The sequence below is a fragment of the Burkholderia sp. LA-2-3-30-S1-D2 genome (genome assembly GCF_001523915.2).
Lineage (GTDB): Bacteria > Pseudomonadota > Gammaproteobacteria > Burkholderiales > Burkholderiaceae > Burkholderia > Burkholderia diffusa.
In genome coordinates this window covers 1,310,392-1,325,375 of record NZ_CP013384.1, presented here as the reverse complement: position 1 = coordinate 1,325,375, position 14,984 = coordinate 1,310,392, and the positions used below count along the sequence as shown (strand labels likewise).

The window sequence follows — 14,984 nt, the reverse complement described above, 5'->3', positions numbered from 1 at the left end:
TTCTCCCAAATACAAGTCTCATTATACGATGCGCAACCGGTCTCAAGCCGAACCGCGGGATGCCGCTGCCGCCCCGCTCGGCGCGCCGCCTTCCGATCTTCCCACACCACTGCTCGGCGGCCTCTCGCCGGCGCAATTCATGCGCCGCTACTGGCAGAAGAAGCCGCTGCTGATCCGCCAGGCGATCCCCGGCGTGAAGCCGCCGGTGACGCGCGACGCACTGCTCGAGCTGGCAGCCGACTATGACGCCGAATCGCGACTGATCACCCATTTTCGTAACAAGTGGCAACTGGCCCACGGTCCCTTCGAGCCGGGCGCGCTGCCTGCCGTTTCGCGAAAGTCCTGGTCCTTGCTCGTGCAGGGGCTCGACCTGCACGTGGACGCGGCACGCGCGCTGCTCGACCGCTTCCGCTTCATCCCGGACGCACGCCTCGACGACCTGATGATTTCGTACGCGACCGACGGAGGCGGCGTCGGCCCGCACTTCGACTCGTACGACGTATTCCTGCTACAAGTCGAGGGCCGGCGCCGTTGGCGCATCGGTGCGCAGAAGGACCTGTCGCTGCAGCCGGACGTCCCGTTGAAGATCCTCGAGCATTTTGAGCCGAGCGACGAGTGGGTGCTGGAGCCGGGCGACATGCTGTACCTGCCGCCGCACATCGCGCACGACGGCGTGGCCGAAGGCGAATGCATGACCTGCTCGATCGGCTTTCGGGCGCCGTCCGCCGGGGAGCTGGGCGCGCAATTCCTGTATTACCTCGCGGAACGCGGCGGCCTGCGCGACGAGCGTGGCGACGCGCTTTACCGCGACCCGAAGCAGCCCGCGGTCGACACCCCGGCGCAACTGCCGCCGGCGATGGTCGAGCGCGTCGCCGAGATCGTCGATGCGATCCGCTGGCGCAAGCGTGACGTCGCCGAATTCCTCGGTTGCTACCTGAGCGAACCCAAATCGAACGTCGTATTCGAGCCGCCGGCGCGCCCGCTGTCCGAGGCCGCGTTCGTCACGCAGGCGTCGCGCCGGGGCGTGTATCTCGACAGACGGGCCGCATTGATGTATAACGCGCGCTCGTACTTCATTAATGGCGAGGAAGAATCGCTCGAGCAGGCCGGCGAATGGCTGCCCGAACTGGCCAATCTGCGCCACATGGAGGCGAAACGGTTTGTAACACTATCCCGGGTTCCCTCAATGACAGCCTTGCTGCACGAGTGGTATTGTGCGGGCTGGATACGGGTCGGAAACCGGATTTAGTGAGCCGCCCCGTATGCCCGTGCAGGTCAAATTCTGTATGGGAAAGACAACGTATTGACCCCGCATTTGTCGACGGTCGATAGGAAAGTGCATATAATTTCCGCCCAAGCCGTAGGGAAGATTCACGCTCTAGAAGTGCGTCTCCACCAGCGGCCCAGGTCGGTGTTGGAGCACATTACCGGTATTGTTTCGCGCTGTTGCTTACCTTTAACCATAAAAGGACGTGATCATGAAGAAATCCCTCCTCGTAGCTTCCCTGTTGGCTGCTGTTGCACTGGCTGCTTGCAACAAGAGCGCTGATCAAGCTGCTTCGTCGGCTGCTAGCGACGCATCGGCTGCTGCTTCGTCGGCTGCTTCGGCAGTTGCTGGTGCTGCGAGCGACGCAGCTGCTGCTGCTTCGTCGGCTACGGCTGCTGCGAGCGACGCAGCTGCTGCTGTGGCGTCGGCTGCTTCGGCAGCGACGGCTGCTCCGGCTTCGGGCGCAAGCCAGTAAGCCTCAGCATCAGCTGAAAAAAAACCGGCCCTTCGGGCCGGTTTTTTTACGTCTGTCGGTTGCGCGCATCGTATCCGGCGGCAGGACCGGCCAAGAGCCGTCCCGGGCGTCCGATCCTGCGCCTGCTCAGCCGAGCGTCAGCCAGTCGAAGCCCGCGTCCTGCGTGGCCACGACCACTTCCTCCCCGTCCGTTCCCAGCACGCCGGCCAATGCCTGGCGGGCCAGCTCGGGCCGGTTGTTCTGCTGGCTCAGGTGCGCCGCGACGAGGTGCTGGAGGCGACTGCGTTCGAGCGATGCGAGGATGCCCGCGGCGGCGGCGTTGCTCAGGTGGCCGTGATTGCCACCGATCCGCGCCTTCAGCGACTGCGGATAGCGGCTCCCGGCGAGCATCTCGGTATCGTGGTTGGATTCGAGCACCAGCGCGTCACAACCGCTCAGAACGGCCGTGATATGCGGCGTGGCCATCCCGACGTCGGTCAGCACGCCGAGCCGGCGGCAACCGTCCATGAAGACGAACTGGAGCGGTTCCCGCGCGTCATGGGGCACCGTGTATGGCATCACGGCCAGATCGCGAATCGCAGCTGTCTCGTCGCCCCACAACACGTGGAGATCGACATCGGCTTCGTCCGCGCCCACCGCGCGTGCCGTGCCCCAGCTCATGTAGAGCGGCAGCGACCCGCGCCGCGCGAGCGTCAGCGCGCTGCCGACGTGGTCACTGTGTTCGTGGGTGATGAGGATCGCATCGAGATCGTCGATGCCGAGATTCAGGCGGCCGAGGCGGCGCTCGACCTCCTTCGCTGAAAAACCGCAGTCGAGCAGCACGCGGGTGGTCGTCGTGCCGCTTGCGACCTCGACGACCAGCGCGTTGCCTTCGCTGCCGCTACCGAGGCTGGCGAAGCGCACGCGATCAGTTCAACTGGGCGTGCAGCAGCGAAATGATCCGCTGCGCGTCCGACGAGTTGTCGACCTTGCCGGTCGCGTCGACCACCGCGACCTGCGTGCCGCCACTGCCCTGCGCGCGCACGTTGACCAGGTATTCCTTGCCCGGCTTCGCCGCCGACGGGCCGCCGTAAAACAGCTTGCCGAACAGCCCGTCACGCTTGAGCTCTTCCATCGTGTTCGCGTAACGGACCGTGTACAGGCCCTTCTCGCGGTCGCGATTGTCGACCGCGAAGTTGGTGCGGTCGAGCGCGAGACCGACGCGCAGCCACGCACGGTCGAACGATTCCGCCAGTTGCAGCGTTGCGGCACCGCTGCTCGTATCGCTCACTTGCGCCGGCGCCGTCGCGGGACGCGCATCGGTCAGCAGCCGCTTCGCCTGCGCGTCGCTCAGGCCGAACTTCTGCATCAGCTTCGTCAGGAACACAGCCTCGAGCACCGGATTGCGCGGACGCTCTTCCCAGCGCGACGACGTGCCGCCCTGCGGGCCGACCATCATTTCCTCCATCGCGCTGTGCGTGATCGAGATGTCGGTGTTGCCGTCCGGCGTGCGGTTCACGAGCGTGCGGAAACGGTCGCGCGTGCCCGACGAGTACGCGAAGTCGATGACCTTGCCGATCGTGCGGCGGAACCAGTCATCGGGAATGTTCGCGCGGTTCTCGGCCCAGTCGGTGGCCATGATGCCGGTCGACGGTGCGTCGGTCTTCAGCGAAAACCCATTCTCCTGCCAGAATTCCTTCAGGATCGGCCACAGCTGCTCGGGCGTGCGCCCGTCCACGACGAGCCAGCGGCGGTCGCCGTCGCGCTCGATATGCATGCCGAGCGGATCCTGCGCGCTCGGGACACCGTCGGTCGCGTTGCCGGCGGCCGTCGTCGCCCGCGGCGGCAGCGTGCCGAGACCAGCGTTGCTCGGCGGCGCGACGAATTGCTGGGTCGTCGGCACCGGCTTCAGGTCGCTCGGCACCGCGAGCGGCGGCGCCGAACCCGTGTTCTTGTAGTTGACCCGGTCAGGAGCCAGATAATCGTTCAGCGTATCGCAGCCGGCGAGCGCGCCCAGCGCCAGCGCCACCACCGAAACCTGGATGGCGCGAGAGGAAAAGGCGAAACGTTTCATGAAATCCTTCGTCTTGCTAGAACGCTCGTCAGGAGCGGCGCCGGACGGAGCCGGCCGGTGCGGGTTGATGAGGGGTCGAGCCGGCGGCCGCAGGACGCGGCCGCCTGAGCATCAGAGGACGCCGGCCTCGACGAGGGCCGAACGCACGACGTCGTGACAGCGCTCGTCGAGCGGCGTGAGCGGCAGGCGGATGCCGCCCTGCATCTTGCCCATCGCCTGCAGCGCCCACTTCACCGGAATCGGGTTCGCCTCGACAAACAGGTTCTTGTGCAGCGACAGCAGCTTCATGTGCAGCTCGCGCGCCGTTGCGACGTCGCCGGCCAGCGCCGCACGGCACAGGTCGCTCATCGCGCGCGGCGCGACGTTCGCCGTCACCGAGATGTTGCCGTGGCCGCCGAGCAGCATCAGCGCGATCGCGGTCGGGTCGTCGCCGCTGTAGATCGCGAAATGCTTCGGCGCGGCCTTGATCAGGTGCGCGGCGCGATCGATGTTGCCGGTCGCGTCCTTCACACCGATGATGCCCGGCACCTGAGCGAGGCGCAGCGTCGTCTCGTGCGCCATGTCCGCGACCGTACGGCCGGGCACGTTGTACAGAATCACCGGCAGGTCGACCGCCTCGGCGATCATCTTGAAGTGCCGGTACATCCCTTCCTGCGTCGGCTTGTTGTAGTACGGCACGACCTGCAGCGTCGCGTCGGCGCCGACGGCCTTCGCATGCTTCGTCAGTTCGATCGCTTCGGCAGTCGAATTGCCGCCCGCGCCCGCGATGATCGGGATGCGCTTCGCCGCATGCTCGACCGCCGTGCGGATCATCAGGATGTGCTCTTCGACGTTGAGCGTTGCCGACTCGCCGCTCGTGCCGACCACGACGAGTGCGTCGGTGCCTTCCGCGATGTGCCAGTCGATCAGTTTGCGAAACGCCGGCAGGTCAAGACTGCCGTCTTCGAGCATCGGGGTGACGATCGCGGGGATGCTGCCGCGGATTTGAATGCCGTCTTGGGTGCCGTTAGCCATGAAACGCGATTGATTGTTGTACCGGTAAACGTTGAGATTGTAGCGGATTAGCCGGGCAGTTCGTAACGTGGAATTCCCGCCCCCGCTGTCGGGGTCGCGCCCTCGCGTACCGCGCAGATGCGCTGCACGAACGCCTCGCGCGGCGCGGCGACAAATCCGTCCTCGTACGCAACCACCCGCAGGCGGCCGCGCACCGCGTCCAGCAACTCGCCCGGGGCGAGCAGGAACGCAGGATTGGACGGCTTGCCGACCGTTTCGTTTCCTTGCGCGAAGGTTTCGTAGATCAGCACGCCGCCCGGCGCCACCGCATCGAGCAGTCGGGGCCAGAGCGGGCGATGCAGATAATGGGTGACGATCACCGCCGCGAACGACGCACCGGCCGGCAGCGGCCAGGGCGCGCCCTCGAGATCGGCGTCGCGCACATCGACACCGGGAATCGCGCGCAATGCGGCCAGCGCGGCCGCATCGCGGTCGAGCGCGACGACTGGATGCCCGTGCGACGCAAACCAGCGTGCATGGCGACCACCGCCCGCGGCGACGTCGAGCACCGTGCCGCTCGCCGGGACGAGCCGCGACCAGCGGGCGACCCAGCGCGACGGTTCGGTCTGGGCCACGTGGCCGCCCGCGGCGGCAATGACAGGTTCGCGCATGCCGTCAGGTCAGGTGTACGACAGGCCCATCGCCTCGCGCACGTCGCGCATCGTCTCGACCGCGTGCTTGCGCGCCTTGTCGCAGCCGTCCGCGACGATCGCGCGCAGCAGCGACGGATCGTCCATGTACTTCTGTGCGCGCTCGAGCATCGGCTGCTGTTCGCGCAGGATCCCTTCGACCACCGGCTGCTTGCAGTCGAGGCAGCCGATGCCCGCCGAGCGGCAGCCGCTCTGCACCCACTGGTGCGTCGCTTCGTCCGTATAGACCTGATGCAGCTGCCACACCGGGCACTTGTCCGGATCGCCCGGATCGGTGCGGCGCACGCGTGCCGGATCGGTCGGCATCGTGCGGACCTTCTTCGTGATCGTCTCCGCGTCCTCGCGCAGGCCGATCGTATTGCCGTACGACTTCGACATCTTCTGGCCGTCGAGACCCGGCATCCGGGACGCTTCGGTCAAAAGCGCCTGCGGCTCGACCAGGATGATCTTGCGCGCGCCTTCGAGATAGCCGAACAGGCGCTCGCGGTCGCTCATCGACAGGCTCTGCGATTCCTGCAGCATCGCGCGCGCCTGTTCGAGCGCCTCGTCGTCGCCTTCCTGCTGGTACGCGTTGCGCAGCTCGTGATAAAGCTTCGCGCGCTTGCCGCCGAGCTTCTTCGCGGCTTCGAGCGCCTTCTCCTCGAAACCCGGCTCGCGGCCGTACAAGTAGTTGAAGCGGCGCGCGATCTCGCGCGTCATCTCGACGTGCGGCACCTGATCCTCGCCGACCGGCACGAGCGAGCCGCGATACAGCAGGATGTCGGCCGCCATCAGCACCGGGTAGCCGAGGAAGCCGTAGGTCGACAGGTCCTTGTCCTTCAGCTTCTCCATCTGCTCCTTGTAGGTCGGCACGCGTTCGAGCCAGCCGAGCGGCGTGCTCATGCCGAGCAGCAACGCGAGTTCCGCATGTTCGGGCACCTTGCTCTGGATGAACAGCGTCGCCTGTGCCGGATCGATACCGGACGCGAGCCAGTCGATCAGCACGTCCCACACGTTCTTCTCGATGACCTCGGGTGTTTCGTAGTGCGTCGTCAGCGCATGCCAGTCAACCACGCAGAAGAAGCACGGGTACTCGGACTGCAGCTTCACCCAGTTTTTCAGCACGCCGTGGTAGTGGCCGAGGTGCAGCGACCCGGTGGGTCGCATGCCGGAGAAAATACGATCTGGGAACATGATTGTCGTTAGAAAAGCGAGGCGAAGGGAGACAGGATGGCGCTCAGCACGCCGGCCGCGGCATTCACGAGCGGCCGCAGCCAGAAGTTCGTCAGCACGCCCGTCGAGACCAGCACGAGGACGATGATGAAACCGTAAGGCTCGATTCGCGACAGCGCGATCGATTGCTTCGGCGGCAGCAGCGCCGCCAGGATGCGGCCGCCGTCGAGCGGCGGCAGCGGAAACAGGTTCAGCACGCCGAGCACCAGGTTCGCGCTGACGCCTGCGTAGGCCATCCGCGTGAAGAACGGCTCGTCGATGCCGGCAGCGGGCAGCACGATGGTCAGCACGCCCCAGATCAGTGCCTGCACGAAGTTGCAGGCCGGGCCCGCCAGCGACACCCACAGGCTGCCCCAGCGCGGATCGCGCAGGTTGCCGAACGATACCGGCACCGGCTTCGCATAGCCAAACAGGAACGCGCCGCCCGTCAGGAAATACATCGCGAGCGGGATCGCGATCGTGCCGAGCGGATCGATGTGGCGCATCGGGTTGAACGACACGCGCCCCATCATGTAGGCGGTGTTGTCGCCGAGCAGGCGCGCGGCATAGCCGTGCGCGGCCTCGTGCAACGTGATCGCGAAGATCACGGGCAGCGCGTAGACGGCGATGGTCTGTATCAGGGAAGCGTCCATATTGCGTTATTGTAACAAGCGCACTCGCGCAAAAATGAATGGCGCTTACGCGGCCGAAAGCCCGAACGGTTCGAGCGCACCGCGCCCGGCACGCACGAGCTGCGGCTCGTCGCCCGTCAGGTCGATCACCGTCGACGGTTCGCGCGGACACGCACCACCGTCGATCACGAGATCGACCTGCTTCTCGAGCCGCGCGCGGATGTCGTCGGGATCGTTGAGCGGCTCGGCGTCCGGCGGCAGGATCAGCGTCGTGCCAAGCAGCGGCTGTCCGAGCGATTCGAGCAGCGCGAGCGTGATCGCGTGATCGGGCACGCGCAGCCCGATCGTCTTGCGCGACGGGTGCGACAGACGACGCGGCACTTCCTTCGTCGCCTGCAGGATGAACACGTACGGGCCCGGCGTCACCGACTTGATCTGCCGGTACTGACGATTGTCCACCATCGCGAAGTTGGCCAGTTCCGACAGGTCGCGCACGAGCAGCGACAGGTGCTGCTTCTCGTCGAGGCCGCGGATGCGGCGCACGCGCTCGACTGCATCCTTGTCATCGAGGTGGCACGCGAGCGCGTAGCTCGAATCGGTCGGCATCGCGATCACGCCGCCCTTGCTGACGATGTCCGCGGCCTGCTTGATCAGGCGCGGCTGCGGATTATCCGGATGAATCCTGAAGAACTGGGACATGGGGACACGTAAAGAGGGAGAAGTCGGATGCGCGCCTCGGCGGCAGCGCCAGCGGCAAGCGGCCGCGGTACGTCAGAGCCAGCGCTCCCAGAGCGGTTTCAGGTCGGGCGGCAAAGGCGGCAGGCTGCCGAGCTCGATGCGACCCTCGCCCGGCGCATGGAAATCCGAGCCGCGCGACACCTCGAAGCCGAAGCGGCGCGCGACGTCTGCGTATTCGCGGTACTGGTCGGGGGTGTGGCTGCCCGTAATGACCTCGATCGCGCGGCCGCCGAGATCGATGAATTCACCGAAAAACGCATCGAATTCGACCGGCGTATAGCGGTAGCGGCCCGGGTGCGCGACCACGGCCTCGCCGCCCGCCGCGCGAATCCATGCAACGGCGTCGGACAACGTCGCCCAGCGGTGCGGGACGAACCCGGGCTTGCCGTCGCCGAGCAGGCGGTCGAACACATCGGAGGTCGATTCGGCATGGCCGTTCTCGACCAGGAAGCGCGCGAAGTGGGTGCGCGAGATCAGGTCGGGATTCGATACGTACTTCAGCGCGCCTTCGTACGCGCCGGGAATGCCAAGCGTCTCGAGTTGCGCGGCAATCGCCCGCGCACGGGCGGCGCGGCCGTGGCGCGTGCGGTAGAGGCCGTCGACGAGCGTCGGGTTCGACGGATCGATGTTCAGCCCGACGATGTGCACGGTGCGCGACGCCCACGTGACCGAAATCTCGACGCCGCTCAGGTAGCGCATCCCCAGCGCCTCCGCCTCGCTGCGCGCCGCCGCCTGGCCGCCGATCTCGTCGTGGTCGGTCAGCGCCCACAGGGTCACGCCGCCGGCATGGGCGCGGCGCGCGACGTCGGCAGGCGACAGCAACCCGTCGGAAACATTCGAATGGCAGTGGAGATCAGCGTTCATTGTCGATATGGCAGGTGAAGCTTCATTCTACTGCAATGCGGCAATTGCGCCGCCCGCCTGCCTCCCCCGCTGCCGCCACACGCCTACGCGCAGAACGCCTCGATCAGCGCCGCGATCTGCTCCGGCTGGTCGTGATGAACCATGTGGCCGGCATCCTCGACGAGCTTTTCGCGCCAGTCGGGGAACGCGCCGAAGCGCGCCTTGAACTCCGGCAGCGGGATGTCGCCGGCGAGATACGCGAGCGTCGGCGAATTGACGGCCTCGACGTGCAGCACCTTCGCGCGCACCTGCTTCCAGACGGCCATCACCTCGTCGAGCCGGTACAGCTGCGGGCCCGCCATCTTGTGCGCGGGGTCCGCCAGCAGGTGGTAGAGGCCGTCATCGCCACGCTTCGACCAGTGCGCGGCGAGGAACGCGGCGCGGTGCGGATCGAGCCGCGGATTGGTCTTGATCAGCCGGGCCGCCACGTCGTCGAGCGACGCATACGGCCGCAACACCGGCGGCTCGCGCAGCTCGTCGAGCCAGCCGCGCAGCCGGCGCGGCGCCTGCTCGGCCTGCGCGGGGGCGAGCCCGAACCCTTCGAGGTCGACCACGCGCCGCACGCGCTCCGGGCGCGCGCCCGCGTACAGGCACACGACGTTGGCCCCCATGCTGTGCCCGACCAGATTGACTTCGCCGGTGGGTGCATAGTGATCGACGAGCGCATCGAGGTCGCCCAGGTACTCGTGGAACCAGTAATGACCTCCGCCCTGCCTCGCGACCGGCCAGTCGGACAGGCCGAAGCCGCGTGCATCCGGCGCGATCACCTGCCAGTCGCCCGCGAGCGCGTCGACGACGAACTGGAACGATGCCGCGACGTCCATCCAGCCATGCAGCATGAACAGCGTCGGCGCATCGGGCCGGCCCCAGCGCCGCACATGCAGCTTGACGCCGCGCACCGTGACGAAATCGGAAACAGAACTCGATGCACTCATTGCAGCCGCCAAAAAAAGAATGATCGTTCGATTATAGCGATGACGCCTCCATTCCGGCGCCTGGCAGTCGAGGCAGCTCTCTAGCGACGGCGCGCGGAATCGGCCTGTCGGACGCCGCGGACATACCGCCGGACGCTGAGCGAGGCCGACGCAGCGACAGCCTTCGCCCGCCCGCCGGGAGCCGGCGGCGCCCGGACGTGCTAACCGGCCGCGTTGCCGTCCGCCGCGTCTTGCGCGGCGAGCTCGTCCAGCTCCGCCTGCTCGAATCCCGCGGTGCGGCGCGCGTCGAAATTGAACGGGCCGCGCAGCCGCGGCGCATGGTACTGCTCGGCGAGCTCGCGATAGGCCGGCACCGGATCGCGGCCGGCCTCGTCGCACAGGTACCGGAACCAGCGATTGCCGATCGCGACGTGGCCGATCTCGTCGCGCAGGATCACGTCGAGGATCGCCGCGGACGCATCGTCGCCCGCCTGCACGAGCCGCGCCCGGATCGGCGGCGACGCGTCGAGTCCGCGCGCCTCGAGCGTGCGCGGCACGAGCGCCATCCGCGCGAGCGGATCGGCCTTGGTCCGCTCGCACATCTCCCACAGCCCGTTGTGCGCGGGAAAATCCCCGTACGCATGCGCGAACTCGGCGAGCCGCCCGGACAACAGCGTGAAGTGATGAGCCTCCTCGGCCGCGACCTTCAGCCAGTCCGCATAGAATGCGTCGGGCATCCCGGCGAAGCGCCACACGGCGTCGAGCGCGAGGTTGATCGCGTTGAATTCGATATGCGCGAGGGCGTGCAGCAGCACCGCGCGCCCCGCGGGCGAGCGCATGCTGCGGCGCTCGAGCTCGCGCGGCTCGACGAGTGGCGGGCGCGCCGGACGGCCGGGCAGGTCGGTCGGTTCGTCCAGATCGAGCGTCGGTGCGGTCGTGGCCTGCCCGGCCAGCAGCGCGTCATGCAGCGCGCGGACCCGAGCGGCCTTCGCGGCCGGCTCGGACATCCGCAGGGCGTCCAGCGCGGCGCGACGCACGCAGTGTGGCGCAGCCATGAAAGAAGAAGGCTCCATGTTCATCAAACCGGGCACCGCCAGTGCGCATGCACGCGACGGTTTACAATGTACGTTTGTGCCGTCACGCAATGCACCCGGCACGCCAGACGCGCCATTCTACCGGCGCCCATCATCGAAGAGACCAGGAGACTCCGTGACGATCTACAAACTGGGCGAGACGGCCCCGACGATCCACGAAAGCGTATTCGTCGCCGATACGGCGGCCATCATCGGCAAGGTCGTGCTCGAGGAAAACGCGAGCGTATGGTTCGGTGCGACGATTCGCGGCGACAACGAGACGATCTCGGTCGGTGCCGGCAGCAACGTCCAGGAAGGCGCGGTCCTGCATACGGACCCCGGATTTCCTCTGACGATTGCCGAAAACGTGACGATCGGGCACCAGGCGATGCTGCACGGATGCACGATCGGGGAAGGTTCGCTGATCGGGATTCAGGCGGTGGTCTTGAATGGAGCGGTCATCGGCCGCAACTGTCTGGTTGGTGCCGGCGCGGTCGTGACAGAAGGCAAGACGTTCCCGGACAACTCGCTGATTCTCGGCGCCCCGGCGAAAGTCGTGCGCGAGCTGTCGGCAGACGACATCGCGCGGCTGCGCGCAAATGCGAAGACGTACGTCGAACGACGCGCGCATTTCAAGGAGCAACTCGTGCGGATCGGCTGATTCGCGCGGATTTCAAGGAAGAAGAGTGAGCGACCAGTTACAGAAATTCATGTTCAATTCGGCACCCGTGCGCGGCGAGATCGTGTCGCTGCGCAACACGTGGCAAGAGGTGCTTTCCCGCCGTGACTACCCTGCCCCGGTGCGCACGGTGCTCGGCGAGATGATGGCTGCGTGTGCGCTGCTGTCCGCGAACCTGAAATTTCACGGCACCCTGATCATGCAGATCTTCGGCGACGGGCCGGTCCAGATGCTGGTCGTCCAGTGCGGCTCGGACCTGTCGATGCGCGCCACGGCCAAGTTCGCCGGCGACGTCGCGCAGACGATCGGCGACGACACGCACTTCGCGTCGCTCGTCAACGCGAGCGGCCACGGCCGATGCGTGATCACGCTCGACCCGGCCGAGAAGCTGCCGGGCCAGCAGCCGTACCAGGGCATCGTGCCGCTGAACGGCGTCGACGGTCCGCTCGAATCGGTGTCGCAAGTGCTCGAGCATTACATGCATCACTCGGAGCAGCTCGACACGCGGCTGTGGCTCGCGGCCGATCGCGAGCGCGCGGTCGGCATGCTGCTGCAGAAGCTGCCGGGCGACGGCGGCATCGTGCCGCGCAACGCCGAGACCGACGCCGACACGTGGGAGCGCGTCTGCACGCTCGGCGGCACGCTGTCCGCGAAGGAATTGCTCGAGGTCGAACCAGAAGTCGTGTTCCGTCGGCTCTTCTGGCAGGAAAACGTGCAGCACTTCGACCCGGCCGGTACGCGCTTCCAGTGCTCGTGCTCGCGCGAGAAGGTCGGCGCGATGCTGCGCATGCTCGGACGCGACGAAGTCGACAGCGTGATCGTCGAGCGCGGTCACGTCGAGATCCACTGCGAGTTCTGCAACCAGCGCTACGAGTTCGATCCCGTCGACGTCGCGCAGTTGTTCGCCGCGCCGGAACTCGCGACCGGCATCACGCCCGCGACCGATCAGCGTCACTGAGTGAGCGGCGCGCCCGTGCCGGCCATGCGCGGCGCGGGTGCATAATGACGCACGAGCGTCGCACGCACGGCCCAGGCGCCGGAGGTCCGCCTTCGGCACAAACCGCTTTCCGCTGTCGGCGCGCTGCTGGAGAAACACATGAATCGCCCGTTCCGCACCCTCGTCCTGACCAGTGTCGCAGCCGGCACACTGGCCCTCGCCGGCTGCGCGGTGCAGCCGCCTTCGTCGACGATCCTGAGCCGCCTGCCCGAACCGGGCGCATCGGGCGGCCAGCCGCCCGCACTGTCGAGTGCGGAGCGCAAACGCTACGACGAGATCGACCGGCAAGTGCTGCGCGAGCAGAACAACGCGATGGCGGCGGAGGCCGCCGCGCGCGCGTGGGCGTATTACTCGCCGTCCCCCGTGACCGTCTACGGCGGCTATTACGGCGGCGGTTGGGGAAACCGGTGGGGCACCGGCATCGGATATGGCTACGGTTACCCGGGCTGGTGGTGGTGATGCGTGACGCGCGTCGACCGATTCGATTGACGACTGACAGGAAATAAAAAAGCGCGGCATTTCCCGCGCTTTTTCAATGGTTCGGACTCCCGCGCTCAGTGATGCGCGGCCTTGCCCTTCTCGCCGCCATGATGCCGCGACGGCTTCGCGATCGACTGCGGGTTCGGCACAACACGCACGGGCGCCGCGGAAACGGTACCGCGCGTCGACATGCTCGAAGGCGTGTTGTTCAGCGGCGCGGCCGGCGCATTCGGCGACACGAACTGCACGAATACTTCGCCGTCCTTCACCATGCCCATCTCGTAGCGCGCGCGCTCCTCGATGGCCGCGGTACCGCCCTGCAGATCCTGCACTTCGCCCGCGATCCGTTCATTGCGCAGCTTCTCGTCCGCGTTCTTCTGCAGTTGATCGCCGAGTTGCTGGCGCAATTCATGCACCCGCAACCAGCCGCCGTGTCCCCACCATAGGGGGTACTGAATGAGCGCCAGCAAGGCAATCAGGACGACAGTGACAAGCCGCATGTAGAAGACGCAGATATAAGAAGCGCCGCTCCGCGCGACATGCACAGAGCGGCGTCGAGATGACGAACCCGATAGTAGCGCGTTAGCGCAGGTTATAGAAAGCCGATTTGCCCGGGTAGCTCGCGATATCGCCGAGGTCTTCCTCGATGCGCAGCAGTTGGTTGTACTTCGAGATGCGGTCGCTGCGCGACAGCGAACCCGTCTTGATCTGACCGGCGTTCAAGCCGACCGCGATGTCCGCGATCGTCGAATCTTCCGTTTCGCCCGAGCGGTGCGAGATCACGGCCGTGTAGCCCGCGCGCTTCGCCATTTCGATTGCCGCGAACGTTTCGGTCAGCGTACCGATCTGGTTGATCTTGATGAGGATCGAGTTCGCGATACCCTTCTCGATGCCTTCCTTCAGGATGCGCGTGTTCGTGACGAACAGGTCGTCACCGACGAGCTGCACCTTCTTGCCGAGGCGCTCGGTCAACAGCTTCCAGCCGTCCCAGTCGCCTTCGTGCATGCCGTCCTCGATCGACACGATCGGGAACTTGTCGGCGAGCGTCGCGAGGTAGTCGGTGAATTCGGCCGACGACAGTTGCAGGCCTTCGCCCGCGAGCTGGTACTTGCCGTCGTGGTAGAACTCGGATGCCGCGCAGTCGAGCGCGAGCAGCACATCTTCGCCCGCACGGTAGCCGGCCTTCTCGATCGCCTGCAGGATCGTCGACAGGCACTCGTCGTTGCTGCCGAAGTTCGGCGCGAAGCCGCCTTCGTCGCCGACTGCCGTGCTCATGCCGCGGTCGCTCAGGATCTTCTTCAGTGCGTGGAACACTTCCGCGCCGCAACGCAGAGCTTCACGGAACGTCGGCTGGCTCACCGGGACGATCATGAATTCCTGGATGTCGAGGCTGTTGTTCGCGTGCGCGCCGCCGTTGACGATGTTCATCATCGGGACGGGCAGTTGCATCGCGCCCGAGCCGCCGAAGTAGCGGTACAGCGGCAGGCCGGCTTCTTCAGCGGCTGCCTTCGCGACGGCCATCGACACGGCCAGCATCGCGTTCGCGCCGAGGCGCGACTTGTTGTCGGTGCCGTCCAGCTCGAGCAGCGTCTTGTCGAGGAACGCCTGTTCCGACGCGTCGAGGCCCATGATGGCTTCGGAGATTTCGGTGTTGATATGCTCGACTGCCTTCAGCACGCCCTTGCCGTTGTAGCGGCCGGCTTCGCCGTCGCGCAGTTCGATCGCTTCACGCGAGCCGGTGGACGCGCCCGACGGCACCGCCGCGCGGCCCATCGTGCCCGATTCGAGCAGCACGTCGCATTCGACGGTGGGGTTGCCGCGCGAATCCAGAATCTCGCGGCCGATGATATCTACGATTGCACTCATGGGTTTCCTCTGA

General features: G+C 66.5%; 17 protein-coding genes. 5 read left to right on the top strand and 12 right to left on the bottom strand.

The window, feature by feature from the left end; all coding sequences use genetic code 11:
* Positions 1–28: 28 nt before the first annotated feature.
* The gene (locus tag WS66_RS18865) at positions 29–1,249 is read left to right on the top strand and encodes a cupin domain-containing protein (RefSeq protein WP_059608382.1); all 1,221 of its coding nucleotides are present in this window, start codon (positions 29–31) and stop codon (positions 1,247–1,249) included.
* A 54-nt stretch (positions 1,250–1,303) separates the two neighbouring features.
* Positions 1,304–1,549, top strand: coding sequence for a hypothetical protein (locus WS66_RS34890; RefSeq protein ID WP_011657350.1), 246 nt, complete (start codon positions 1,304–1,306; stop codon positions 1,547–1,549).
* Between the two features lie 319 nt (positions 1,550–1,868).
* On the opposite strand, the gene WS66_RS18850 is transcribed toward WS66_RS34890, so the two are convergent.
* The 10 genes from WS66_RS18850 to WS66_RS18800 all read right to left on the bottom strand — a co-directional run bounded on the left by WS66_RS18850 (position 1,869) and on the right by WS66_RS18800 (position 10,955).
* Positions 1,869–2,645, bottom strand: a complete 777-nt coding sequence (locus tag WS66_RS18850; protein ID WP_059608383.1) for an MBL fold metallo-hydrolase — start codon at positions 2,643–2,645, stop codon at positions 1,869–1,871.
* 4 nt (positions 2,646–2,649) lie between these two features.
* A complete protein-coding gene (gene bamC / locus WS66_RS18845) occupies positions 2,650–3,795 on the bottom strand; it encodes an outer membrane protein assembly factor BamC (protein WP_059608384.1) in 1,146 nt (381 codons plus the stop codon).
* 111 nt (positions 3,796–3,906) lie between these two features.
* Positions 3,907–4,809: a 4-hydroxy-tetrahydrodipicolinate synthase gene (gene dapA, locus WS66_RS18840; protein ID WP_059608385.1), complete on the bottom strand. Its 903-nt coding sequence runs from the start codon at positions 4,807–4,809 to the stop codon at positions 3,907–3,909.
* A gap of 47 nt (positions 4,810–4,856) precedes the next feature.
* Positions 4,857–5,459 carry a class I SAM-dependent methyltransferase gene (locus tag WS66_RS18835; RefSeq protein WP_059608386.1) on the bottom strand — a complete coding sequence of 201 codons (603 nt, stop codon included), beginning with the start codon at positions 5,457–5,459 and terminating at the stop codon, positions 4,857–4,859.
* A gap of 9 nt (positions 5,460–5,468) precedes the next feature.
* Positions 5,469–6,671, bottom strand: a complete 1,203-nt coding sequence (locus tag WS66_RS18830; RefSeq protein ID WP_044847993.1) for a tryptophan--tRNA ligase — start codon at positions 6,669–6,671, stop codon at positions 5,469–5,471.
* 8 nt (positions 6,672–6,679) lie between these two features.
* Positions 6,680–7,342 carry a site-2 protease family protein gene (locus WS66_RS18825; RefSeq protein WP_059608387.1) on the bottom strand — a complete coding sequence of 221 codons (663 nt, stop codon included), beginning with the start codon at positions 7,340–7,342 and terminating at the stop codon, positions 6,680–6,682.
* Between the two features lie 45 nt (positions 7,343–7,387).
* The gene (locus WS66_RS18820; protein WP_059608388.1) at positions 7,388–8,020 is read right to left on the bottom strand and encodes an L-threonylcarbamoyladenylate synthase; all 633 of its coding nucleotides are present in this window, start codon (positions 8,018–8,020) and stop codon (positions 7,388–7,390) included.
* A 72-nt stretch (positions 8,021–8,092) separates the two neighbouring features.
* The gene (locus tag WS66_RS18815; RefSeq protein WP_059608389.1) at positions 8,093–8,923 is read right to left on the bottom strand and encodes a 3',5'-nucleoside bisphosphate phosphatase; all 831 of its coding nucleotides are present in this window, start codon (positions 8,921–8,923) and stop codon (positions 8,093–8,095) included.
* A gap of 83 nt (positions 8,924–9,006) precedes the next feature.
* Complete coding sequence (locus WS66_RS18810) at positions 9,007–9,897, bottom strand: alpha/beta fold hydrolase (protein WP_059608390.1); 891 nt, start codon at positions 9,895–9,897, stop codon at positions 9,007–9,009.
* A gap of 200 nt (positions 9,898–10,097) precedes the next feature.
* Positions 10,098–10,955, bottom strand: a complete 858-nt coding sequence (locus WS66_RS18800; RefSeq protein WP_059608391.1) for a ferritin-like domain-containing protein — start codon at positions 10,953–10,955, stop codon at positions 10,098–10,100.
* Positions 10,956–11,085: 130 nt separating this feature from the next.
* Between WS66_RS18800 and WS66_RS18795 the strand changes: the two genes are divergently transcribed.
* The 3 genes from WS66_RS18795 to WS66_RS18785 all read left to right on the top strand — a co-directional run bounded on the left by WS66_RS18795 (position 11,086) and on the right by WS66_RS18785 (position 13,084).
* A complete protein-coding gene (locus tag WS66_RS18795; RefSeq protein ID WP_059608392.1) occupies positions 11,086–11,610 on the top strand; it encodes a gamma carbonic anhydrase family protein in 525 nt (174 codons plus the stop codon).
* Positions 11,611–11,635: 25 nt separating this feature from the next.
* Positions 11,636–12,586, top strand: a complete 951-nt coding sequence (gene hslO, locus WS66_RS18790; protein WP_059608393.1) for an Hsp33 family molecular chaperone HslO — start codon at positions 11,636–11,638, stop codon at positions 12,584–12,586.
* A gap of 138 nt (positions 12,587–12,724) precedes the next feature.
* Entirely contained in the window at positions 12,725–13,084 is a 360-nt protein-coding gene (locus WS66_RS18785) for a hypothetical protein (protein WP_059608394.1), read from the top strand.
* 95 nt (positions 13,085–13,179) lie between these two features.
* Here the strand turns inward: WS66_RS18785 and ftsB are convergent, their stop codons facing one another.
* A complete protein-coding gene (gene ftsB / locus WS66_RS18780; protein WP_059608395.1) occupies positions 13,180–13,605 on the bottom strand; it encodes a cell division protein FtsB in 426 nt (141 codons plus the stop codon).
* An 82-nt stretch (positions 13,606–13,687) separates the two neighbouring features.
* Positions 13,688–14,971, bottom strand: coding sequence for a phosphopyruvate hydratase (eno, locus tag WS66_RS18775; RefSeq protein ID WP_011885396.1), 1,284 nt, complete (start codon positions 14,969–14,971; stop codon positions 13,688–13,690).
* Positions 14,972–14,984: the final 13 nt, after the last annotated feature.

Coding starts and splice junctions, on each gene's coding strand:
- WS66_RS18865 (WP_059608382.1), top strand. CDS start 29: ATGCGCAACCGGTCTCAAGCCGAACCGCGGGATGCCGCTGCCGCCCCG.
- bamC (WP_059608384.1), bottom strand. CDS start 3,795: ATGAAACGTTTCGCCTTTTCCTCTCGCGCCATCCAGGTTTCGGTGGTG.
- dapA (WP_059608385.1), bottom strand. CDS start 4,809: ATGGCTAACGGCACCCAAGACGGCATTCAAATCCGCGGCAGCATCCCC.
- WS66_RS18835 (WP_059608386.1), bottom strand. CDS start 5,459: ATGCGCGAACCTGTCATTGCCGCCGCGGGCGGCCACGTGGCCCAGACC.
- WS66_RS18830 (WP_044847993.1), bottom strand. CDS start 6,671: ATGTTCCCAGATCGTATTTTCTCCGGCATGCGACCCACCGGGTCGCTG.
- WS66_RS18825 (WP_059608387.1), bottom strand. CDS start 7,342: ATGGACGCTTCCCTGATACAGACCATCGCCGTCTACGCGCTGCCCGTG.
- WS66_RS18820 (WP_059608388.1), bottom strand. CDS start 8,020: ATGTCCCAGTTCTTCAGGATTCATCCGGATAATCCGCAGCCGCGCCTG.
- WS66_RS18815 (WP_059608389.1), bottom strand. CDS start 8,923: ATGAACGCTGATCTCCACTGCCATTCGAATGTTTCCGACGGGTTGCTG.
- WS66_RS18810 (WP_059608390.1), bottom strand. CDS start 9,897: ATGAGTGCATCGAGTTCTGTTTCCGATTTCGTCACGGTGCGCGGCGTC.
- WS66_RS18800 (WP_059608391.1), bottom strand. CDS start 10,955: ATGAACATGGAGCCTTCTTCTTTCATGGCTGCGCCACACTGCGTGCGT.
- WS66_RS18785 (WP_059608394.1), top strand. CDS start 12,725: ATGAATCGCCCGTTCCGCACCCTCGTCCTGACCAGTGTCGCAGCCGGC.
- ftsB (WP_059608395.1), bottom strand. CDS start 13,605: ATGCGGCTTGTCACTGTCGTCCTGATTGCCTTGCTGGCGCTCATTCAG.
- eno (WP_011885396.1), bottom strand. CDS start 14,971: ATGAGTGCAATCGTAGATATCATCGGCCGCGAGATTCTGGATTCGCGC.